Origin of the sequence: Methanobrevibacter ruminantium M1 (genome assembly GCF_000024185.1) — an archaeon.
In the GTDB taxonomy this organism is placed as follows: domain Archaea; phylum Methanobacteriota; class Methanobacteria; order Methanobacteriales; family Methanobacteriaceae; genus Methanobrevibacter; species Methanobrevibacter ruminantium.
In genome coordinates, this window is record NC_013790.1 from 2,376,292 (window position 1) to 2,399,254 (window position 22,963).

Below are 22,963 nucleotides of genomic sequence, written 5' to 3' on the forward strand. Positions count from 1 at the left end.
CTCATTTTAAAATTTAAAGAAATGAACAAAAGCAATAAAATAATAAAAATCATAAAAAAATTATTAATAATCATACAAAAATCAGAAATTAAAGGGTAAAAATTATTAAAGTATAAATATGATTTTAGTTATAACTAAATATATTACTATTAGGTGAAAATATATGATACAAATGACTTTGATACAAATTGATAATTATGGTCCATGGACAGTAACTCCAAGACCACGTACTGAATCTGACCTTCAAATTTTACAAGCGGAACTTTTTGCAGACGTACAAAGACAGATAGCTGCTAAAAAAGGTTTAGTGTTCTTTACAAGATTTGACAACTTGCTTGCAGTTACAAACGGCTTAAATGAAGAAGACCATATGAGAATTCAAAGATCAATTAGAAACAGATACCCAATCACAATAAGCATGGGTGTAGGAGCTGCAGAGACAGCTCATGAGGCACAAAGACTAGCAACCATAGCTCTTCAAAAAGAAGGAGGAGCCCAATCCTCAGGCAGAAAAGAAATTTTAGCAATCAATAATCTTATTGAAAACCCTGAAGACAGTTTCGTACAGGCTGCACACATTGACATAAACAGCGTAACCGAAACATTAACCGACATAGAGTCTGCCTTTGACACAAGCTTCATGGTAAACAAGGCTCAACACTACCTCATGACCAAGCTTAGAGAAAAAGGAGCATTATTATTCTTCATCGGTGGAGACAATTTCATGTCCCCATGCAACGGCTTAAGCGAAGAGGACTTAACAAACATCCTTAAGGAAATCGATGAAGAGATAGGAATCGGATTAAAAGCAGGTATCGGAAGAGCAGACAATATGGAAGACGCCGCTTATATGGCAGACATCGGACTTGAAATAATCCGTGAAGGAAATAATAAAGAATGGATTCATGTAATTGAAGAACTTTAAATAAACTTATTTTCACTTAATTTAATTTTCTTTTTTATTTCTAAATTTTTATTTTTTAATTTTCTATTTTCTATTTTTATTATTTTTATAGCTATTTTTAATTAACTAAATCTAAAACTCTTTAGTATGAAAATTATTTAAATAATTAAAATCAGAAAGAAAGATGTTAAATTTAGCGAATCTATTAAGGAAGTGTTAAAATAAAAGTACTTGCGCCAATGGCCGGAATAACAAATGCAGAATTTGCAATGAAACTCATACCTTACGGATTTGACACAGTCACCATCGGAGGATACAATACAGACTCCGAATCAATAGACGCCTGTGAAAAGATTATTGCAAGAGGCCGAAAAGAGTTCAATTACCCTAAAGAGGAAATCTATAGCGTAATTGAAAATGAAGTTAACGCAATCAAAGACAGTTTTAATGTACAAGTCTCTGCAAACTTAAGAGGGAGCACACCAGACCCACTTATCAAAATCAGCAAAATAGAAAAACTGGACATAATTGAAATAAACTGCCATTGCAGACAAGAGGAGCTTGTAGCAGTAGGATGCGGACAATCAATGCTTTTAAGACCAGACTTAGAAGATTACATAAGAGAAGTGGTAAAAAAATCAGAATCAAAAGTCTCAATGAAGATGAGAGCTAACGTTGAAGGGGTAGACAATCTGGAAATAGCAAAACTGGCAGAAGACTGTGGAGTTGACTACTTACACATTGACGCCATGAAAATGGGAGTAAGAGATGCTGATTTTTATCTAATAAAAGAAATAGCCGAAAACACCAATATTTTCATCATTGGAAACAATTCAATAAATTCAATCTCTCAAGCAGAAAAGATGCTGAATGCAGGAGCAAATGGCATTTCCATAGCTAGAGCTGCAATTAGCGGAAAATTAAACTTCGATTTAAATCAAATAAAAATCTAACTAATTTTTACCTCATTTAAACCAAACAAAAAAAATAAGATTCGATTTAAATCAAATAAAAATCTAACTAATTTTTACCTCATTTAAACCATACAAAAAATAAAAAAAAGAAGGAAAGGACATTAAAAGTCCTTTATAAAGTTTATTCATCAAATTCTTCAAAGGTGATTACAGCTCTTCCTTCGACTCTTCCGTTTCTCAAGTCGTCAAGAGCTTCTAAAAACCTTACTGAATGGATATTTTTGAGCTTGAACTGTAATTTTACCAGCTTTTGCCAAGTCCATAATCTCATAAAGGTCTGTAATTGTTCCACCTTGAGTCAATCTTACCATAACACCAGGTTTGACTGTGGTCCAGCTTACAGGAAGTGTTCCTCCACCAAGACCTAAAATGGAAATGAGACCTAATCCTTTGGTGATTTGTGCAGCAAGCTCTAAAGTGTTGTCTCTTCCTACAAAGTCAAATACAGCATCTACACCTTTGCCGTCAGTCAATTCCATAATCTTATCATATGCATTGTCATCTAAAACAACCAATTCGTCAGCACCGAAGTTTGTCATCTTAGCCATCTTATCAGCTGAACGGTTTACTACAATAACACGAGCAGAGGTTGTTAAAGCTAAATATTGACAGCAGTAGAATCCAAGTCCCCCTACACCGATAACAACAGCAGTACCATTGTTTGGAATGAATGGTTTTGCAGTCTGTACAGCACCATATGGAGATAGACCTGCATCAGCCAATGCCACATATTCTGTAGGGTCAAGGTCACCTAAAGGAGCGACTTCCCTTGCATCAGCAATCATATATTCTGCCATACCTCCGTCTTCCTTAAGACCACGTGCACTTGCAACTTCACAGAAGTTGTCACGGCCTGAAAGACAGTATTGACATTTACCACATGCATGCAATGTGTCTACAATGACATTTTGTCCAACCTCAACAGTATCTACTCCAGGACCGAGTTTTGCAACAGTTCCTGCGTTTTCGTGACCAAATGTGAATGGTCCGACAAATGGAACTGTAATGAAACCTTCATCTATAACTTCAAGGTCAGTTCTGCACATTCCTGCACCTTTCATTTTAATTAAGATTTCACCAAATCCAGGTTCTGGTATAGGGACATCCTCTAATACAGGAGGTTTTCCTAATTCATTTATTCTCCAAGCTTTCATAGTTCCAGCCATATTTATTCCTCATTTTTATTTTTATTCATTAAATGATAATTCAATGAAACTAATAAAACAATTTCTTATCCTAAAATTCACTAAAGATATACAATGAACTAATAAATAATCCTAAAATTCACTAAAGATAATACAATGAAACAAATAACTAATATTCAAATAAAGATTATTCAAATAAATGATTAAAAGTATTAATTTCGTTTAATGATGTCTTTAAACAGTTGAATATTAATTAGAAAAATTCGTATTTATCTAAACATTTTATTTATAAAAATCTGATTAATATTTTATTAATCCAATTATATAATTTTTTTGAAATGTTTTTAAAGTTAAGCCTTAACTCGATAAATTTCTTAAACTTAACCCTTAAATCGATATTTTTTAAAGTTAGCTATTAATTCGATAATCCCAACAAGCAATTAGTTAAAAAGCATTGAACCATAAGTTTATGAAACTTAAAATACAAATATCAAATAAACATATCCAAAAGGAAAAATAAAAGAATATCCTTTTAAAAAATTATTGAGGCATTAAAATGAGCAAACTCTCTAAACTGCCGAATATTGGCAAGGTATTGGAAAAGCAATTAAACGATGTAGGAATAAAGACTGATGAAGACTTGATTGATCTTGGCAGTAAGGAAGCATGGCTAAAAATCAAAGAAGTAGATGACAGCGCATGCTTAAATAGGCTAATGGCTTTAGAAGGAGCCATACAGAATATTCGTTGGCATAACTTATCTCAAGAGGATAAGGACAATCTAAGAGAGTTCTATAATTCACAAAAGATATAAAATCTCTAAGTTAAAACTATCCAAACTTTTTTAAAACATTACATTCTTTAAAAAGATTTTAAGCAAAAAATCTTCACTATTTTTTTAAATCACCGCCCATTCATCAAATACCAAGACAATAAGTATTTTTAAACTATTTTTTCTATAATCTCAATACACAATACATTTTCATCCTAAAAATCAAAAGACAAACTATATATTAAATGTTATGAATATATATTCATAATAAATATATATTCATAATGATTATTTTCATTTAATATATAAAAACTTTTTAAGGAACTATTTCAAAGAAAAGGAGAGAATAAATGGTTAGGCCAAAAATAGAGCGACGAATTGTGAAAAAACCTAGCTACACTTGCATCCAACACGGCGACATATCAAGAGAAGAGGATTTCGAAAGCATCAAGATGAATCTTGATGAGTTTGAAGCAATACGCTTAGGAGACTATCACAATATCAAACAAAAGGAAGCTGCAGAACTGATGGGAATATCCCAACCAACATTTCATAGAATAATCAATTCTGCAAGAAAGAAGACTGCAATGTCTTTGATTGAAGGAAGAAAAATAGAAATAAACAATGAAAATTTCTATAGCGAAGATAAGATCTACATCTGCAACAATTGCGGATTCCAATGGAACAATCCAAAAAAGGAATATGCAAACTGTCCAGACTGTAAAAGTGAAAATATCGAACGAATTAAGGTTAATTTGAATGAAAGTGATTATATAAATAATAATCCAAATAAGATAAAAACAAATAGCCAAATATGCGATATTGATAATACAGATGTTCCTTTAAATGAAAGAAAATCATTTGGAGGACCTGGAAGTGGTAGGGGACCATCAAAAGCATGCGAATGTCCTAATTGTGGCCATATTGCACCAAAAATTAAGGGATTCCCATGCAGAAACATAAAATGTCCAGAATGTGGAACCCCTCTATGCGGATCAAAGCATAAATAAATAAAAAACTTATCTTAAAAAATAAAACAAAAGCAAAAAGAAAAAAAATAATAAAAAACTTATTAAAAAATAATAAAAAAGCAAGCAAAGATAATAAAAAAATAAAAAAATATCAAAATTTATATTAATAATATCGATTATAAATAATAAATATATAATTTAATAATAAACCATTTGATATAACATTAAATCAAAAAATATTTGATAAAAAAATTCTATCAAATAAAAAAAAATTAATAATTACAACTAATTATCAAGGCGGGCTTATGTCTTTCATAACATTAAAAAACATTAATAAGTCATTTAACGGAGAACCTGTTCTAAAAGATATAAATTTAACTATAGAGGAAGGTTCTACTTTAGGTATTCTCGGTAGAAGCGGTAGTGGAAAGTCAGTTTTAATAAACATGCTAAGAGGTACAAAGGAATATGCTCCAGACAGTGGACAAGTGCTCTTTGACCTTGCAATATGTGAAAACAAAAAGTGCTTGCATGTTGAGCCTGCTTCAAAGGCTGGAGGAAAATGTCCAGAATGTGGAGCGGAACTACAAGCAAAACAAATAGACTTCTGGAATGCAGGAAGATTGGAAAAGGCTGCAATCAGAAGAAGAATCTCCATCATGCTTCAAAGAAACTTTGCATTATACGACGAACAGACTGTAATAGACAACGTATTGAATGCAATGGGTGACGAAGGCAGATATGAAGAGGAGAATATCTACAATGCCATTGACCTATTGGAAATGGTTCAAATGAGCCACAGGGTAACCCACGTTGCACGTGACTTAAGTGGAGGAGAAAAGCAAAGAGTAGTACTTGCAAGACAATTGGCTAAAAACCCTATGTTGCTTTTAGCAGACGAACCAACAGGTACATTAGACCCTCAAACTGCTGAAAAGCTTCACCAAACCTTGATTGAAGGTGTAAAAGATGAAGGAATCAGCATGGTAATCACTTCCCACTGGCCTGAAGTTATGAATCACCTAGCTGATGATGCAATTTGGCTAGACAATGGGGAAATCATAGAACATGGCGCCCCTGATACAATTGTAGAAAACTTCCTCAAAACAGTGCCTAAAGCAGAACAAGTGGAAAAAATAGAACACACCGAAGAGATAATTAAAGTTCAAGATATTAAAAAGCATTATTATTCAATTGAAAGAGGAGTTGTAAAGGCTGTAGACGGCGTAAGCCTAACAATCAACCAAGGAGAAATCTATGGTATTGTAGGTCTAAGCGGTTCTGGAAAGACCACATTGACTAAAATGATGATCGGCCTCACCGAACCAAGTGCAGGAGAGCTTGTAATCAGATTAGGTGATGACTGGATTGACATGAAAAAGCCAGGTCCTTTAAACAGAGGCCGTGTAACTCCATACTTAGGCTTGCTCCACCAAGAATACTCTCTTTACCCACACAGAGATGTACTTGGAAACCTGACAGATGCAATCAGCCTAAACCTCCCTGCAGAGTTTGCAAAAATCAAGGCCGCACATATCCTTGAGACTGTAGGATTTGAAAAGGACAAATCCATGAGCATGCTCACAAAATGGCCTGACGAACTAAGTGGAGGAGAAAGACACAGAGTGGCTCTTGCACAAGTTCTTATAAAAGAGCCTAATATAGTGGTATTGGACGAACCTACAGGTACAATGGACCCTGTTACAAGAATCATCGTTACCAATTCCATCCTAAAGGCAAGAGATGAGTTGGATCAAACTTTCGTTATCATATCTCACGACATGGACTTTGTTCTAGATGTCTGTGATAAGGCAAGCCTTATGAGAGGAGGAAAACTCTTAAGCACTGGAACCCCAGAAGAAATCGTTGCAGAGCTTACAGGTGAAGAAAAAGCAGATATGATTAAGGACCACTAGCTCAAGCTTTTTGAGCCTTCGGCTCAAAAACCTTGACCAAAATTTTTTTCAATCGTTTGGAAAAACTTGCCCTATGATTTTTCCATCACAATTATCTTATTTTTTATTTTTTTTTCAAAAAACTATTTTACATATTTTGAATCCTAGTTATTTCTATTGATTTTACTTATTTTTAAAAAAAATATTAAATTCGAACCTATTTTTAAAAAAATGATTCTTTTTTAGAAAAAATAAGATTCCCAAAGTATTAAAAAACTAAAAAATTCAATGCAAATTTAATAATGAACCACATTTATAAAATAAAACTCACTTTTTTTAAATAAAAATTAATAAGTTTTATAAATATAAAAATATAAAATTTATAATGTTATAATACTATAAAATAAATTAAATTATAATGCTAATTTGATTTATAAAAAAATATAAAAAAATAATAATTATTTTATCATAAGAATAAATGGAGATATAAAATGGCATGGGATGATGCACCGTCACATATTTGCAGAGGAGGAGATGTAAGGGGACTCGCATTTTGCTGTCCTCCAGTAAAACCTTGCCCTGTAATGAATGCACTTAGAGAAGTGGGAATTACTCCTCAGGAATTTTTAGAAATTAAACAGAAGTTTGCAAGAGAAACCCGATTAGGGGAAGGCCCTGCAACTTGCTTCGGATCACTTGTATGGTGTTGTAAGACTTCAAAGCCTTGTCCTTTAAGAGACATGACCTTAAATCAAATTAAAATGACTGAAGATGAGTATATGACACTTAAAAAACAGTTATCTGAAGAAATCTTAAAAGCAGGCAAGCCAAAAGACAATAGCGCTGAAGCAATGGCTCTTGCAGAAACATTTAATATAAGCGTAGAAGAGGCTAAAAAGACTCTTGAAGACTGTGATAATGATTTAAGAATGGCTGTAAAATTGCTCAAATTAAAAGAGCTTGATAACGAATAGATGAATTCTATTTGAATTGTTGAAACCTAATCCTAATCGAAAAACTAAAAGAAACTAAATTAATCGATTGAATAAAAAATAGCATCAAAAGTGATAATATGGGACTTACTTCCCTTTTTTTAGAAGTGGAAAACAAAAACGTTTTTATCTTAGGCACTGGAGAAGTAGCCACCAGAAGAGCACATCGCTTTTTAGACAAAGGAGCAAATGTTATTCTAGCCGGAAACTCAATCGATGAAGAGCTAAGCAAAAAAGGAGCTATCCTAACTCCTATTAAAGACCTTGAAGAGCTTGTCAAATGGAGTGACATAATTGTCACTGCAAGCGGAGACGATGAATTATGCGAATACATCGCATCAATCAGCCAAGGAAAGTTAATCAACAGAGCAGACAAGCCTGAAAAGGGAAATATAATAGCGCCAACAAGCTTTCTTATAGACGATATAGAAATATCCATCTATACCAATGGACAAAGCCCCTTAATGGCTCGAGAGCTTAGAAAAAAAATCCAATCCATAATCACAGAGGAAGACATTCTTGAGATAAAGCTTCAGGACTATGCCAGAAAGCTCTTAAAAGAAAAGGTAGAAGACCAAAAGACAAGAAAGCAATATCTTCTAAAGATTCTAAACAACACCCAGATAAAGCAATGTCTAAAGGAAAAGAATTTAGATAAAGCCAAAGGACTTGCAGAGGAGATCATCAATTCAGAATTTAATTGATCTAATCAAAAAAGAGTAACTTTTATTTATTCAAAATTTAATTAACTAATTCAAAACCTAAAGAATAACTCTCATAAATCCCTAAACGACTTTTATTTAAAAAACTATTATATAAAGGAGAATCAAAATTGATAATCAATATACGTGTAGACCACACCCTTGCAGACATAGAAACTATGGAAAAGGTCTCAAAAGACCTAAAGGAACTCTTTTCCAACTTAAAAGAAAACTTTAACATCAGTGAATATATTGAAATCAATACCTGTAACAGATACGAATATTTCCTTTATACTAATGTTGATGACGACAGCCTAGACTGTGACAACGAATATGTCATAATAGAATATGACGATTCTGCAATTCTCCACCTATTCAGAATGACTTCAGGGCTTGAATCCATGATCATCGGCGAAGATCAAATTCTAGGCCAGATAAAAGATTCCAAAAAGAAAAGCGAAAAGGAAGGCCACTGCGGAAAGACCTTAGACACCATCTTTACAAAGGCAATACATGTTGGTCAAGTGGTAAGAAACAAGACAAAAATCAATCAAGGCTCTATCTCAATAGGCTCAGCAGCAGTTGATCTTGCAGAAGAGCATCTTGGAGATCTTCAGGACAAGCATGTTCTTGTAATCGGTGCAGGAAAGATGGGAACACTTGTTGCAAAGGCATTGGCAGAGAAAAACCTAAAGGCAATCTTTGTAGCAAACAGAACCTATTACAAAGCAGTGAAATTAGCAGAGGAACTTGATGGAGAGGCAATACTATTTGACAATCTAGAGGAAAAGCTGCTTAATGCAGACCTTGTAATAAGCTCTACAGGTTCTCCACACCCTATAGTCAATAAGGAAAGACTTATGAAAGTATTTGGAGATGAAGTCCCTGAAAAAATGATATTTATTGATATAGCAAACCCAAGAGACATTGAAGATGATGTCAAGGAATTGGGAATCGACCTATTCAATATTGATGACTTAAGAGGAATTGCCGAGAAGAATAAGAAACTTCGTGAGAAGGAAGTAATCGCAGCTGAAAAGATAATTGAAAATGAGTTTAATTTACTTAAAGAATCCTTTAATTTAATTGAAATAAATTCAATACTTGGTAGTTTAAGAGAGTCTATGGAAGAAATAAGACAACGTGAAAGTCAAAAGGGCATAGTTAAACTAAATGCGGTAGATGCGAGGGACATAAAAGTCATAGATAAGATGACTAAGTCAATAGTTAACAAGATATTTTATGACATCTCTGAAAAAGTTAAGATATCCGCTAAAAACAACGAAGAAGATGTTATTAAAATGTGTGAAGCCATCTTAAAAAGATAGCATTAAAAATTAACACCATAAAATAATCTTGTTAAAGAATAATTGTCTTAAATTACTCTTTTTAGAATAAAGATATCTTAAATTACTCTTTTTAGAATAATAGATGTCTTAAATTACTCTTTTTAAAAATAGTTAAAAATTAAAGTAAAAATTAAAATTATAAAAATAGTTAAAAATTAAAATTAGGAATGTAAATTATTCAAACATTCCTTTAACTTCTTCTTCTTTATATTTATTTACACCCAATGCAAAAGCGACATCATCCATATCAACTGTCTGCTTATCATTGATTATTGCATTGTGAAGGGCTGTCTTCAATAGCTTTTCCTTAATATCCCTTCCAGACATTCTTTTAGACACTTTTACAAGCTTCTCTATGTCTAAATCATAATCAAGAGGGAAAGTGTCAAGATTAAGCATAATTATTTCCCTTCTCTCATCATCACTCGGAAGCTTGAATTCAATTTCCTCTTCAAAACGGCTTCGGATTGCAAAGTCTATTGCAGAAGGGTTATTGGTAGCTGCAATGGTTACAACACCATCATTTGGGCTGATTCCATCCATTTCAGTCAAAAGAGAATTTACAATCTCTGCAACATCTCCCCTTAAGGACTGGAAAGACCTGTGAAGTGCAATTGCATCTATCTCATCAATGAATATTAAGGAAGGTGCATTTCTGCTTGCAGCCTCAAATAATTCATGGATCCTGCTTGCAGCATCTCCCACATGCTCACCAATCAATGAGGTTGACTTGACAAGATAAAGGCGAATGTCCAATTCATTGGCAAGGGCCTTTGCGAGCATTGTTTTACCTGTACCTGGAGCGCCATAGAACAAGACATTCTTAGGAGCCCAAGTGCCAAATTTGTCTGGATTCTGAAGATATTTGTAAATCAATTTGGATTTGCTTTTTGCATTCTCCTGACCTACAATATCATCAAAATGAACATCATATTGCTTTGACTTTATAGAGGAACGTTTATCCTTATCAACATCAGCAACCACAATAGAGGTGTTTTCAGATATGATGGAATTTTCTGGAAAAACCTTCAGAACCTTAAATGCATAATCTGGAATAATCTTTTGATCAAATAAATAAGAACCAGTCTTTACAAGAGTTCCACTCCATTGTTCAATTGCATATTGCTCAAAGAGGACATTATCTGATATTTCTAAATGAGGTCCTTCAAGAAGTGCAAAGTTAAATGGATAACCTGCAGACTCTAAGATAAGCTCTTCGGCCTCTTTATCTATAGAATCAGAACTAGATTTAATATAAACCTCTGATTTTTTAATTTTTGAACTCTTATTATCAGATTTCACTTATATCACATTCCTTTATTCTCTTTTTTCATATAAAGTCAAATTACAATTTTAATTGGATTAATTTTTATATTAAATTATAAAATTTAAAATCACATAATCAGATTAATAAGTTTATTATTAACATTATTTAAATATTATCATTACTTGATTAAGCAACCCATATCAAAGTGATAAACTATCAAATTGATTAACACTATTAAATATATCATTACTTGATTAAGAAATCATATCAAACTGTCATAAAGCTTCTTCATTCTTAAGGCATCCTGGTCAATCAAAGGAGTTTCACAGATTATAGTGGCTTTCCAATCGTTTTCAATCAGATTGAGCAATAAATCTTTAATGTGAGGCCCATATTCATCACCTTCAGCTAGAGTATGGTGCTTTCTCTCTCCCTTGTGGGAGTATTCAATTGTAGTGAAATGGCAATGAAGCCTGTCAATGTCCAGATTGTCTTCAAGCTTTGAGAATATGCAGTTATAATCGTCCTTCTTATTTAATATTCCGCGCCCTCTTGCATGAACATGGGCAAAGTCGATTGTTGGCTCGAAATGGTCAAAGCTGGCGCACATTTCAATTATCTCATCGATATTTCCTAACTGTGAACGCTTTCCTGTAGTCTCTGGAGCAAAGGTAAAGTCCTCTATCCCTTCCTCTTCACATCTTAAAAGGAGCCTCCTATAGGTTTCCTTAGCCAAATCCATACAGACATCAGCCTTTCTGTTTGAATAGAATCCTGGGTGGAAAACAAGCCTGTAGGCACCCATATATTCTCCAACCTTAGCAGATTGAATCAGTCTTTCTATGGAGCTATCAATCTTTTCTTCCTCTTTAGAACATACATTAATGTAATAAGGACAATGCATGGACATTAAAACCCCATTTCTCTCTGCAGACTCTCTAAGCTTTATTGCAGATGACTCCCCTATCCTTACGCCATAAGTGGACTGATATTCAAATGCATAAAGCCCCCTTGGACCTAAATATTCTGGAGATTCAAATGCCTTTCCCTTAAAATCAATTGGCTTACCTGCTGGACCAAAAATAACCTTATCTTTCATAAAATCCCTTAAAAATAATTATAAATTCTTTAATAAAAATTGAATAAAAATTAAGATAAACAAATAAATTAAAAATGAAATGAAAAAACTAAAAAATTAAAAATATTAGAAAAAAAGAAGAAGAAATAGATAAAATTAATTATCCATTCAAAGATTAGAAAAATTAATTATCTTTCAATTAAAGATTTTCACAGATAAAATTAATTATCTATCCAATTAAAAGATTCCCATTGCTTTATTGGTTTTTGCAATGGATTTTTCATTATCAGATTCCATTTCAAGCATTGCACGAATAGCATCCACGTTTTCAGGAACCACATCAGATTCTTGGTGCACAGCTTGCATATAGAAGAGTTCATTATCCACTACATTAATGGACTCTTTCCATACAGGAATCTCATACAAGTCATTTCTGCTTCTTCCTAAATCCTTAGCATATTCCATAAGTGCAGCAGTTGAGTCAAGGCCAGCAGCTGCTTCAACAACCATTACTCTGGAACGTTTTTCAAGAGCTTCAATTACTTCTTCCTTAGTTACATCATTTCCAATCTCAACCATAAGGTTGTGTTGGTGCATCAAGGTAGTAGGAACAAGCAAAGCCATTGTAGTAACATCTATGCCTTTCATTACAGTCTGAACGTCAGGACCGTGGTGGGAAGGGACCTTTGGAGGGTTAGGTACAATAGCGTTGATAGGACCCTTCTTGATTTCAGATGGGTCGGATCCTCTTCTTACCATTACAGCACGAACTTTCTTAATGTCAACCAATGGATTAAGGGTGTGCAAGGTACGGGTTAGACCGGTTGTGTTACAGGATACGACTCTTGCATAGTCTGCACCATATGAATCATCATAGTTAGCAAAGGAGTTAAATGACAATCCGGTTAGTTCATGGTCTTCTCCACCTTGGTAAATAGCCTTAACGCCAGCTTTCTTATACATCTCAAGGTTTTGAGGGCCGATGTTTCCAGGAGTACAGTCAACTACAATGTCTGCCTCTTGAATCATGTCTTCAACAGTTCCTGCAATTTCTATTCCTGCTTCCTTAAATAGAGGCTCTCTTTCTGGAATTCCTATATATAAAGGATATCCCTTTTCCTCAACAGCAGTTCTTGCTTCAAAGTTAGGTCTGGTTTTGCTTACACCAATAACTTTCATGTCATCTTGAGCGGCTACAGCATCAGCCACTCTTTTACCTATAGTTCCGAATCCATTAATAGCTACAGATTTCATTTTTTAAACATCCTTAAAATATTAAGTTTATAAAAAATTGTTTATGCCATTAAAAGTTTATAAAAAACTTTTAATTATATGATTAAAGATTTATAATTCAATCTATATATAATTTGATATTCAAGTTAAGATATTTAAAAAAAAGATTATAAAATTAAAAGAAAAAATTAGATTGAATGATTATTCCAATAAGACGATTCCATAACAGAAATAGCTGTTATTCTCCTCATCGATTCCTAAAATATCATAGCCATTGTTTTCAATTGTCTTATGAATGTCTACACCACAAGCCTCTCCGGAAGGCCTTGCTTCATTAGGATATTTACAGGCATCCAAACTGCATTCTTCACCTTTTGACTTGCAAACCATACAAGGCCCAGCGCCCATGCCAAATGCCTTATAATAGCCAAAGTGAGCGCAAAGGTTTTCTATATCAACCGAAACCTTAGTTATACCTCCAATGTCATCTTCAAGGGAGGCCAGACTTATTTGAAAGAGAATTGCAGTCTTATATGAATTCACCATGCCGATAAATTCCTCTGCCTTTGGAGTGAATGGAGGACATACAAGGGTCTTTCCATAATTAGGGCAGCCATATTGACATTTAAGCCTTGTCCAAGGCTCAACTACAATGGAATCTGTATCTATGTATTTGAATTCAAATCCCTTATAATCCTTGGTTAAATCATTAATTTCCTTTTTTAATTGGTCTAGATCAATCATAAAAACCATCTACAATTATTTATTATTAAAATTCATCACAACTATAAGCTCTACAGAACTACTCCTATTATAACTGTCTACAGAACTACTCATTAATATAACCGTCCAAAGAACTATTCCTTATTATAATCGTCAACAGAATTAATCAAATTATGCATATTTTCAAATAATTCAGTGATTTCCTCATCTGACTTCTCTGGAAGTCCATCATTAAGAATAAGTTCTTCTAAAAGATTATTCATCTCACCAAGCAATGAATCCATAAGTCCTATCTTATTTTTTATGGTCTCATCTACTCTTTCGCTGTATTCTGGAGCCAGATTAATCATGGTTAAAGTGGAATCTGCCTGAGAATAGAATGTCTTATGAAACTCATTTACAACTGACTTGAATCTGCCATAGCTAAGCTCTTCTTTAGTAAAACGCTTAGATAACAAATTATTAACATTGTCTTCCTTAGTCTTAAAAGCGTCTTTCAAATCCTCAACTTGAGTCTTATATCCCTTGAACTCAGGAACTATATCATCATCTGAAAGATTGTTCTCACTATAAGAATTGATTGTGTTTTCAATAGGATTTTGAGCAGGTGGCTCCTTCTTAACAGCTGTTGGACTGTAAAAGCCTCCATCCATTCTTTCCTCTTCAAAGTAGACCATAAATGTTCTAATGACAGATAGAATCATACCAATAAATCCAAGTGAAATGATAAAACTGTTTAAGGCCTTATTGCTGGGGGTGATAAAAAATAGAAGCCATAAAAATTCAAAGAAAGCACCTTCCAATATCCATTGCCGAACGTTTCTTTTAAATCCGACATATATCAAACCAAGCCCATTTAAAAAGATTATAACAGAAAAGATAACCCAAAATGAAGTGATGGACTTTTCAGTGCTTATCCGACTTTCGGCATCGTCATCTATCAATATGTCCTTATGCTTATAGTAGACATAGAGTGACCTAACAAAGGAAACAGCCATTCCCAATAAGCCTATTGTTGCAAAGAACACTCCAAGATCCTCATTATTTACAAAGATAAATAATAAAAACCAAGGAATCTCGTAAATCACACCTTCAATAATCCAATTATTTTTAAACTCCTTAGCGCCTATATAAGCAAACCCCAATCCATTTAGGGTTGGAATAAAGGAAGCCAAGACCCATAATGATTTAACTATTTTACTAAAAAAAGTATTTGCCATATTAAACCCCCTAATATCGTTTAATGTTTAATAGTAGTATATATGTTTTGATTAATATAATTTTTTAAAATTCGCTTATGAAAATAAAATATTTTTAACTGATTAAATTGGAAAGTCCAGGACATAATTCCCTATAAATTCAATGGATAAAAAATAAGTAGAATAAAGAGATATCACTAAAAAAAGAATGAAGACATTTCAACAAAGAAAAAAAATCAAAAAATCAAAAACATTTCAACAAAGAAATGAGCTAAAAAAAGAAAAAAAGATTCTAAATTAATTCAAAAAGGAATGAATTAAAAAAAAAATCAAAACAAGTTAAATTTAATTAACTTTGTTTGAATTGTATCGAAGATGACTTTTGCAGGATTGTCTTCAGAGTTTAAAATCACTGTCAAAGTCTTCATCGTCAGTTGTAACAGTCACAACAAAATTGCCATCGGGAAGATAACCATTATGTAATTATAAACATATAATGGTGGTTCCATCAACATCAGCAGAGAATGCCTGAAGGGTGATGTCCATGTCATTATAGTTCATGGATTCTTCTTTAAGCAATGTTTTTCCTTGACTGATGAAATTTTGTTTTGCTGCTTCTATATCATCGCTGACACCGGTTGCAAAGCTTATGGCATGGGTTGCATCCTTTTGCATTGCACAGGTAGTGTCATCGGATGTTGCAATAGTGTAGTCATCTGGTATTGTGAAAGTGTATGGATCAACTGTTGCGTCTTCAGCTGCAACAATGCCAACACTAGCAATGAATACCAATGCTATTATTAATAAAATTTTTTTATTGAAATTCATATAAAACCTCCTATTTTATATTTAATATTGAAATATATATATAGATTTTGATTTAATTCGGCCAAATAAGTTCTTATATATTAAAACAAATAAAATAAGAAATGAAAAAATAAACAAAATACTTTAAATCATTAGAATTGAAAAAATCTAATTTTTAAAACTAAAAATCCTTAAAGTCACCAATAAAGTTCTAATGTAAAAGCTAAAAATCCTTAAAGTCTTCAAGGGTTAATGTATTCAAATCATCATCGGAGATATCTTCCATGCCCACCAGCCTATTGGCCTGATTTGACAAGACCTTTTCATAAATATTCCTCACATAACGACCATTTGCAAAATTATCATCCCTTGAATTATAAACGTCTTCAAAATGACCTTTAAGGAATTCCTCTGCCTTTTCATCAAGCTTTAGATTGGTTTCACTGGCCATTGACACAAATATATCAAACAGCTCTTGAGGGTTGTAGTCCTCAAAATAAAGATGCTTGTTGAATCTTGATTCAAGGCCCGGATTTGAATGGAGGAACTCATCCATCAGATCAGGATATCCTGCAACAATAACAATAAAGTCATCACGATTGTCTTCCATAGCCTTTAGAATGGTATCAATCGCCTCTTGGCCAAAATCATTTTCTCCCTTTGCAGAAGACAATGCATAAGCTTCATCTATAAAGAGAATGCCTCCCATGGCTTCTTGGATAACCTCTTGGGTTTTTATTGCAGTTTGACCTACATAACCTGCTACAAGACCGCTCCTATCTGTTTCGACCAAATGGCCTTTAGACAGCAATCCAAGCTGGCAATAGATATCTGAAAGGAGTCTTGCAACTGTGGTCTTTCCAGTTCCAGGATTTCCAGAAAACACTAAATGTAAGGACATGTCAGGTTGCTTTATTCCACGCTGCTCTCTTAATTTTCTAATTTGAATAAGGTTTATTAAGGAATTTACATCACTTTTAACAGCTTCTAGACCAACTAATTTGTTTAATTTATCTAAACTCTCTTGAATGCTCTTTTTATTATCTTTTTGAGAATCGGAATCACTTGGAGAAGAGGAATTAGATTGAGAATCACTATCTAAAGAGTCATCACCACCCATATTTAAATCATCATTTGAAGAGTCAACAGAACTAACGAAATCATCATCGGATTCATTGTTAAAGAAAAAGTCATCAACCTTATCTAAGAAAGAATCATCTAATTGAGGATTGTCTAAATCAGAATCAAAAGAAGTGTCCAGATTAGAATCAGAAAAGCCATCAATTGAATTAGTATCCAACATATTATCTATCAAATCATTTTTTAAAGCCAAAACCATAAGTTCATACTGGAAGCCTCTCAAATCAGCCAGTTGCTTTTTAATATTGTCTAAAAATGAATCTAAAATATTCTTTTCAAGAGAAGACTCATTATCAAGAGCTATAAAGAGATGTCCGATTCCATTGAAAACCTCAAATAAGGAATCTACAATGCTTTCAGTCAGTTTTCCATTTTCCAATGCAAACTTATCAAATTCATAGAACACAAAAAAGGAAGGAGGAAGAGATTCGCTATAATCATCAATTAGATTATTCTTTAAATAAAGCTCCAAATCGCTTTTTGTAAAATTGAAATTTAAAACATAATTTATAAAATTCAATTCATCAGAACTGATATTTCCATCACTCAATCCTAAAAAGCTTAAAAAGCATAGAATATCATTTAGCAAAAGGGCATCTAAAGTTATGTTAAATTTTCCCTTTGCAAAATACCATAAAGGAGCAGAATCTTCATCCAATGTATCAGAATGAGTTTTTGCAAAATCCAAGATATCTTGAATAAGTTTTCTTAAATTTTCTAAATCATTATTTTCCATAATATCCTCTCAAAAAAAGAATTTGATAAAAAAAGCCTATAATTTTATTTAAAATTAAAAAATAAGAGATTTGTCTATTTACCTAACACCCCAATTTATTAAAAACTAATTATTAGTATATGACAAATATTTTATAAAATTTACTAATTGATTTAAGGATGTTTAAAAATAGCATAATCAGAAAAGAGAGTAAAATTCAACAAAAGAGAAAATAGAAAAATAGAAATTAAAAAAAGTAAAAAAAGACTAAAAAAAGGATAAAAAAAATTTAAAAAGTAAACGAAAGAAAAAAAAAAGATTTAAAAGATTTAAAGACTAATTAGCATATTCATACCTTAAAAGCAAGGATGAATAGATAATAACGATCACAGATCCAATATTATGAACAAAAGCACCTTCAATAGGTCCAATCATTCCATACATCGCAAGAACTGTTGCCAATATATTCAAGATTAAAGCAAAAGCAATTCCTCTGTTGATTGTCCTTATAGTCTTTCTAGAGAGAGCCAAGAGATGAGGAACATATTTAATATCATCACTTACAAGGCAGACGTCAGATGCTTCTATGGAGATGTTGCTGCCTACCCCTCCCATTGAAATCCCCACATTTGCCTGTCTTAATGATGGAGCATCGTTTATGCCGTCTCCAATCATTGCAACATTCAATTTAAGTGATTGAAACTTCTTGATTGTGGAGATCTTATCTTCAGGGAGGCAATTATACTGATAATCAACGATATCTGCCTCTTTGGCTATGTATTCAGCTGCTTGCTTATTGTCTCCAGTAAGGAGAGTTGAAACCACCTTAAGTCTTCTCAATTGAACAACCAAATCAGAAGCATCCTTCCTTAGGACATCAGAGAGCAATGCACATCCTAAGAATCTTGAATCCTTTGCAATGTAGATGGCTGTAGCCCCTTTTTCAAGGGATGGAGAAACAATTTCTTCAATAAATTCCTCTGGAATATCAATCCCTAATGATTTGAAGAATTCCAAATTGCCTGCACAGATATTGCTGCCATTCAGATTAGCTTTTACCCCTTTAGCAATGATCATTTCAAAATCGCTCAACTTTAAAAGGGTATCGTCATAATTATCCATATAATATTTAACGATAGCCTTAGCAAGAGGATGCTCAGATAAGTTCTCTAGTGAAGCAAGCAAATGAATAAGTTCCTTCTCTTCAGTTTCCTCATCATAGACAATGACATCAGTTAGTGTAGGCTTGCCATAGGTTAAAGTTCCAGTCTTATCAAAGACGACCCTATCCACTTTAGCCAACTTTTCGATGGTTATTCCTTCCTTTACCAAGATTCCCCTTTTGCTTAGGTTTCCAATAGATGCCATAATTGCAGTTGGAGTTGCAAGAACCAATGCGCAAGGGCAGAAGACCACCAAAACAGTTACAGCACGGATTATCTCACCAGTGAAAACCAATGCCAAGACAGCACAGATAAATGCAATTACAACAATGAGAGTTGCCCATTTATCTGCAGTCTTTACAATCTCTGCATCATTTGGATTTGAGAATTCTACCAATTTAATCAATCTTTGAAGTGAACTGTCCTCACCCTTTTTGATTGCTTTCATAACAAAGGAACCATAAAGATTGATTGTTCCGCTAAATACTTCATCCCCTTCCAGTTTATCTACAGGAATGGATTCCCCAGTCAATACGGACTGATCTATTGATGTCTCGCCACTTATGATTTTTCCATCAACTGGAACAGTCTCTCCAGGAACCACTTTCAATATGTCTCCAACTTCAATAAGATCAGCTGAGATTTCCCTTTCAGATTCATTGGACTTGTTGTAGTTTTCAATCAATCTCCCCTTTCTTGGGGTCAAATCAACAAGCTTTTCTATTCCCGCTCTTGTTTTAGAAACTGTATACTCTTCCAGATAGCCGCCGATTGCCATGATGACTGCAATCACCCCTGCTGCAAACAATTCCCCAATGAGTATTGAAGATATGATTGCAATTGTCACAAGAACATCTGCCTTTATGTCAAATTCAGTGTAAAGACCTATTGCCGCTTCCTTAAAGATTGGAATGCCGCAGAATATAATTGCTATCCAAATAAGACTGATTCCATAAATATCTACACCTAAAAGGTCTAAGGCAATAGCAATTATGGAGATTAGAATGAAAATAATGTCGATTTTCTCTATGAAATATTCCTTAATTCCCATAGAATAGCCTCCTAAAATGCTTAAATTATTATTTAAGTCTTTCTCAATAGCAACGATTTTTCTTTTTTCTTTATTTAGGAAAAATTCTTTAATTCCCATTTTTCAAACTCCTTAAAATATTGATTATTTGTTAAAAATTAAAAAATTTTTAAAACTATTCATAAAGAAAGATTCAAATTAATTTTTTAACAAAAAGCATTCGACTACCTAATACAATTATAAATACAGATTTTTTTATGCCCATCACAAATAGCAAATATATAGATATACCCCTATAGGTATAAAAGTCATTGAAAAAAATATACCTAATTTAAATCCAGAAATTTAAATTAGATAATATGATAATAATAAAGGCCCATATTAATTAAAGCCTTGAATAATACTCTAAAATTGATGAAATATCGGCTAAAGCCTCGTCTGTGTCTCCTTTTTCCATTGCATTTTTAATGCAGTTATCTAAATGACCTTCTACAATAATATATCCGACCCTATGCAAAGCAGATTTAGAAGCATTTATCTGCATTAAAATATTTTCACATGGAATATCTTCATCAATCATACGATCAATGGCATTAAGTTGGCCAATAATCTTTTTAAGTCTTCTATGTAGATTTTCAGAATCCATACATTCTTTCAATATAACACCACCATATAATTTTATACCCCAATGGGTATGTCTATATATGAATATATTTTTCTAGTATATAAACGTTTTGAAAAATTATCGGAAAAATCAAATTTTTAAAACAGTTATATAATGAGACAATAATGGTAAAATAATTATAGGAAAATAAAAAAGAGAAATAGAAGAATAAAATAAGATTACAATTGCACAAAACATCATACTAATATCAAATACTTAAACAAAGCTTAAATTACTATTTTAAGATAAAACAATTTTAACAGCCTTAATCAATATTGTTACGAAATAAAAGCAATATTGTTACGAGATAAAAGCAATTTTCTAGCGATATCAAAACAATATTGTAGCGAGATTAAAACAAGTTTGTTATTAAATTAAAACAATTTTATATCTTTAAATCAATTTTTACTTATCATACTAAGGTTAAATTTAAATACAATTAAAATAAATCAAATATTAGGCAAATAAAGAAAAATACTTAAAAAAATATGAGGTGTAATATGTCTAGTGAAAAACGAAATAGCAAAGATCAATCCTACTTAGGCTTTGAACTTATTGAAGTGGAGGACTACTATCTCCTATCAAACACAGAAAAGCTGCTTGAAACAGTTAAAAAAGACTGGTTTAAAAGCCTAATGGACGAAATAAGAGAATTGGTTGGAAAGCATTATCCAGACTTTGTAATTTACTTAGCCTATGTTGATCATGGAGATGACGGTACAATTTTAGGCTATGTGAATGTAAGGGAAGATGACAATAAGAGAGATGAAGAGTATTCAGAAGTTGCTCTAAACAAAGAAATGCTTGAGATATGTGAAAAACACAAAGAAGATAAAATATTATTTGTAACAATTCCAAGAAAGAGAAAAAGCTTTATAAAGTTAAAAAAAGGAAGCATCAGAGAACATTTCAAAGAGGCTCTATTAAAATTAGGTGCAAAGCCACTATAAAAATTAAAATGAAAAAGAGTCCGAAAAACGGAAATATCTAAAATTGAAGGATAAACTAAAAATAAGCATAAAATAAACTAATAAAAGTAAGAAAAGTAAAAAAAGTAAAAAAAACTAAAAAAAAGTAAAAAGATAAATTATTAAAAAAAATAAAAGAATTGAATTAAAAATTAATCCAATTCACTTTCCCAAAGATAATTAGTTAAGTCCTAACTTTTCAGGGAAATATGTATCTACTACATATTCAAGCCCATACTTTGAGAAAGATTGCTGTTCTGCTTTTTTACCAAGCTTAAGCATCTTTTTGATTTCTGTCTGCCAGAAGTCAGTCTGATACCTTGGGTCTTTAGAAAGCTCCTTTAACCTTAAGACGTCAATGTCCTTAAGCGGATCAGTCGGAAGGTCATAATTTTGAATGTCACTTGCAGTTACACCAATGAACTTGGCATCAGGTGTAGCCAAATCGTGATTAACGTGAGCTAACTTTGCACTTCCGGAAATGATTACCTGTGCAATGTGGAATCCCCAAGGGTCTCCGTCGTTACAGATATAAACTGGAAGGCCCAATTCTTCATTGACCCTTTTGATAAATCTTCTTGTAGCACGAGCTGCCTGACCTTTAAGACCTACAATAAGACAGTTATATCTTTCGTGAGCCTTTTCCTGAACAAGCCTATGGAACATTCCCATGGTTTCCACTGCAAGGAGGAAGTCTGCTCCGCAGTCCAATAACTCAACCTGGTCGATAGTTGGAGAAATGGTATAGCCTGATTTACCTGCTCTTGCCGCATTGATTTCATAATCTCCGTCAAGAAGGGTAATATCACCATATACAGATGCTCCGTCTTCTTCAGGCATTAATCCTAAGTCTTCACGGGTTGCACCTAATGCAACTTCCAAGTCCTCTCCAACAATGTTGGATTCCTGTTGTGTATTGAATTCAATACCCCAACCTTCAGAGATATAATACATCTCCCTGATGGTAGCAGTCTTGTCCCTTTGGACTAAATCCTTACAGAAATTAGCTACATAGACCATCTGACCTAATTTTCTGATTTGCTTAACGTTTCCGAGAGACCTTCTACCATATCTATCACCAAGGATGTAGTAACGTTTATCCTCATCATAAACAATGTTACCAGTTCCTCTTGAAGGAATCTTTAGAGTTGGCACTTTGTTCTTCTCAATGTCCTCTATGATCTCTTGGCCGAAAGCCTTAAGCTTATTGAATGTGTATTGTCTTCTTTGTTCTTTGTGAGTGTGTTCATGAGTACTTTCACCAGTCATCTAA

General features: G+C 33.0%; 20 protein-coding genes. 9 read left to right on the plus strand and 11 right to left on the minus strand.

The window, feature by feature from the left end; all coding sequences use genetic code 11:
* The first annotated feature begins 163 nt into the window (after positions 1-163).
* Positions 164-925: a GTP cyclohydrolase III gene (locus MRU_RS09235; protein ID WP_012956643.1), complete on the plus strand. Its 762-nt coding sequence runs from the start codon at positions 164-166 to the stop codon at positions 923-925.
* Positions 926-1,143: 218 nt separating this feature from the next.
* A complete protein-coding gene (locus MRU_RS09240; protein ID WP_012956644.1) occupies positions 1,144-1,857 on the plus strand; it encodes an MJ0144 family RNA dihydrouridine synthase-like protein in 714 nt (237 codons plus the stop codon).
* 206 nt (positions 1,858-2,063) lie between these two features.
* Here the strand turns inward: MRU_RS09240 and MRU_RS09245 are convergent, their stop codons facing one another.
* The gene (locus MRU_RS09245) at positions 2,064-3,044 is read right to left on the minus strand and encodes an alcohol dehydrogenase catalytic domain-containing protein (protein WP_012956645.1); all 981 of its coding nucleotides are present in this window, start codon (positions 3,042-3,044) and stop codon (positions 2,064-2,066) included.
* Positions 3,045-3,579: 535 nt separating this feature from the next.
* On the opposite strand from MRU_RS09245, the gene MRU_RS09250 reads away from it, so the two are divergent.
* The 6 genes from MRU_RS09250 to hemA all read left to right on the plus strand — a co-directional run bounded on the left by MRU_RS09250 (position 3,580) and on the right by hemA (position 9,682).
* Positions 3,580-3,837 (plus strand): TfoX/Sxy family protein, encoded by a 258-nt coding sequence (locus tag MRU_RS09250; RefSeq protein ID WP_012956646.1) that lies wholly within the window; start codon positions 3,580-3,582, stop codon positions 3,835-3,837.
* Between the two features lie 308 nt (positions 3,838-4,145).
* A complete protein-coding gene (locus MRU_RS09255; protein WP_012956647.1) occupies positions 4,146-4,805 on the plus strand; it encodes a DUF134 domain-containing protein in 660 nt (219 codons plus the stop codon).
* A 266-nt stretch (positions 4,806-5,071) separates the two neighbouring features.
* On the plus strand, positions 5,072-6,682 hold the full coding sequence (gene atwA / locus MRU_RS09260; protein ID WP_012956648.1) for a methyl coenzyme M reductase system, component A2: 1,611 nt from the start codon (positions 5,072-5,074) through the stop codon (positions 6,680-6,682).
* Between the two features lie 470 nt (positions 6,683-7,152).
* Entirely contained in the window at positions 7,153-7,635 is a 483-nt protein-coding gene (locus tag MRU_RS09265; RefSeq protein ID WP_012956649.1) for a methanogenesis marker 9 domain-containing protein, read from the plus strand.
* A 98-nt stretch (positions 7,636-7,733) separates the two neighbouring features.
* Positions 7,734-8,357 carry a precorrin-2 dehydrogenase/sirohydrochlorin ferrochelatase family protein gene (locus tag MRU_RS09270; protein ID WP_012956650.1) on the plus strand — a complete coding sequence of 208 codons (624 nt, stop codon included), beginning with the start codon at positions 7,734-7,736 and terminating at the stop codon, positions 8,355-8,357.
* 128 nt (positions 8,358-8,485) lie between these two features.
* The gene (hemA, locus tag MRU_RS09275) at positions 8,486-9,682 is read left to right on the plus strand and encodes a glutamyl-tRNA reductase (RefSeq protein ID WP_012956651.1); all 1,197 of its coding nucleotides are present in this window, start codon (positions 8,486-8,488) and stop codon (positions 9,680-9,682) included.
* A gap of 195 nt (positions 9,683-9,877) precedes the next feature.
* Here hemA and MRU_RS09280 read toward each other — a convergent pair whose 3' ends face one another.
* The 9 genes from MRU_RS09280 to MRU_RS09320 form a co-directional block, all read right to left on the minus strand.
* A complete protein-coding gene (locus MRU_RS09280; protein WP_012956652.1) occupies positions 9,878-11,005 on the minus strand; it encodes an AAA family ATPase in 1,128 nt (375 codons plus the stop codon).
* A 227-nt stretch (positions 11,006-11,232) separates the two neighbouring features.
* On the minus strand, positions 11,233-12,069 hold the full coding sequence (locus tag MRU_RS09285) for a TIM barrel protein (protein ID WP_012956653.1): 837 nt from the start codon (positions 12,067-12,069) through the stop codon (positions 11,233-11,235).
* A gap of 216 nt (positions 12,070-12,285) precedes the next feature.
* Complete coding sequence (locus MRU_RS09290) at positions 12,286-13,302, minus strand: phosphorylating glyceraldehyde-3-phosphate dehydrogenase (RefSeq protein ID WP_012956654.1); 1,017 nt, start codon at positions 13,300-13,302, stop codon at positions 12,286-12,288.
* Between the two features lie 180 nt (positions 13,303-13,482).
* A complete protein-coding gene (locus MRU_RS09295; protein WP_048812503.1) occupies positions 13,483-14,025 on the minus strand; it encodes a DUF2284 domain-containing protein in 543 nt (180 codons plus the stop codon).
* Positions 14,026-14,138: 113 nt separating this feature from the next.
* The gene (locus MRU_RS09300; protein ID WP_012956656.1) at positions 14,139-15,224 is read right to left on the minus strand and encodes a hypothetical protein; all 1,086 of its coding nucleotides are present in this window, start codon (positions 15,222-15,224) and stop codon (positions 14,139-14,141) included.
* Positions 15,225-15,686: 462 nt separating this feature from the next.
* A complete protein-coding gene (locus MRU_RS09305; RefSeq protein WP_012956657.1) occupies positions 15,687-16,031 on the minus strand; it encodes a hypothetical protein in 345 nt (114 codons plus the stop codon).
* Positions 16,032-16,233: 202 nt separating this feature from the next.
* The gene (locus tag MRU_RS11235) at positions 16,234-17,886 is read right to left on the minus strand and encodes an AAA family ATPase (protein WP_012956658.1); all 1,653 of its coding nucleotides are present in this window, start codon (positions 17,884-17,886) and stop codon (positions 16,234-16,236) included.
* Positions 17,887-18,201: 315 nt separating this feature from the next.
* Positions 18,202-20,178, minus strand: a complete 1,977-nt coding sequence (locus tag MRU_RS09315) for a heavy metal translocating P-type ATPase (protein ID WP_012956659.1) — start codon at positions 20,176-20,178, stop codon at positions 18,202-18,204.
* A 265-nt stretch (positions 20,179-20,443) separates the two neighbouring features.
* Entirely contained in the window at positions 20,444-20,716 is a 273-nt protein-coding gene (locus MRU_RS09320; protein WP_048812504.1) for a metal-sensing transcriptional repressor, read from the minus strand.
* 506 nt (positions 20,717-21,222) lie between these two features.
* Between MRU_RS09320 and MRU_RS09325 the strand changes: the two genes are divergently transcribed.
* Positions 21,223-21,672, plus strand: coding sequence for a hypothetical protein (locus tag MRU_RS09325; RefSeq protein ID WP_012956661.1), 450 nt, complete (start codon positions 21,223-21,225; stop codon positions 21,670-21,672).
* Positions 21,673-21,870: 198 nt separating this feature from the next.
* Here MRU_RS09325 and MRU_RS09330 read toward each other — a convergent pair whose 3' ends face one another.
* On the minus strand, positions 21,871-22,959 hold the full coding sequence (locus tag MRU_RS09330; protein WP_012956662.1) for a DNA topoisomerase IV subunit A: 1,089 nt from the start codon (positions 22,957-22,959) through the stop codon (positions 21,871-21,873).
* Positions 22,960-22,963 lie beyond the last annotated feature (4 nt).